Origin of the sequence: Mesorhizobium sp. M7A.F.Ca.CA.003.01.2.1, from assembly GCF_003998945.1 — a bacterium.
GTDB classification, from domain to species: domain Bacteria; phylum Pseudomonadota; class Alphaproteobacteria; order Rhizobiales; family Rhizobiaceae; genus Mesorhizobium; species Mesorhizobium ciceri.
On record NZ_RZRA01001390.1, the window covers coordinates 1 to 964 of the forward strand.

Consider the following 964-nt stretch of genomic DNA (forward strand, 5'->3'; position numbering starts at 1 on the left):
GATGCCCGGCCGATCGGTGACGATGGCGTCCGCCTTGGGGCGCTCGCCGGCAAAGGGCTCCCTGGCAATGACGACATCGGGCGAATGGATTTGCCAGGCGGTCAACAGATGGCTTGCCGGCACGCCCATCCAGGCAGCGACACGGGCGCGGTTCTCGGCAACCAGCGTCTGGTCGTCATTCGATCCGGTGCCGATGTTGAGGCCCTGATAGATGCCGCCGGAAACACCGCCGACGCGGGTGAAATAGCCGTGGCGGATGCCTTGTGCCTGCGCCTCGTCCAGCAGCGGCGACCGAACGGGATCCGGTTTGGTCTGATTCAGCATGCGGGCGTTGTTGTCCGTGTGGGCGGTTTCGTCAAGAAGAAGGTGCTTGGTCGAGAACAGGCTGCAAAGCGCGGACGGGAGATTGGGAGGGGCGGCGGTAAAAAGTCAATCCGCCTCGGCAAAGGGCCGAACCGCCACGCCGCGAGGCAGCACCGCAAGCACCTTGAACAGCTCGCCCATGGCTTGCGGCCCGGCGAGGCGCTCGACGTCGCCGGCGATCCTTTCGCGCGCCGCCTGACCGGCATCGGCGCCAAGGCGGCCGGCGCGCTCGAGGATGCCCATGCCGAGCAGGAAGTCGCCCTGTGTCGTCAGATGGGCTTCGAGGCCATGTGCACGCGCGATCGCGGCAAGGGCGGCGAAATCGACGTGGGACGTGAGGTCGGCCTCACCGGGATTGGCCAGCACATCTTCGTGATCGTGGCTGCGCAAGGCCTGCAGCGTGTCCCCGACACCCGGCTGGAAATGGCCGTAATCGAGAAACAGGCCGGCGCCGCCATGCCTGGATATGCGCTCGGCGATTGTTGCCATCAGCGCGGTGCGGGCAGGTGCCACTTCGGCGATCGCGCCTTGCGGCGCGTGAGCGGCATCGGCGGGCAGCAGCGTCGGGTCGACCGAGCCGGCGCCGGCGAAGAAGCAAAGG

2 protein-coding genes are annotated in these 964 nt (G+C 67.3%); both read right to left on the reverse strand.

Annotated elements, in window-relative coordinates:
* A partial coding sequence (locus EN969_RS32895; protein WP_206525308.1) for a laccase domain-containing protein occupies window positions 1-324 on the reverse strand: 324 nt, incomplete at its 3' end.
* A 105-nt stretch (window positions 325-429) separates the two neighbouring features.
* On the reverse strand, window positions 430-964 hold a 535-nt coding region (locus tag EN969_RS32900; RefSeq protein ID WP_206525309.1), incomplete at its 5' end, for an SAM-dependent methyltransferase.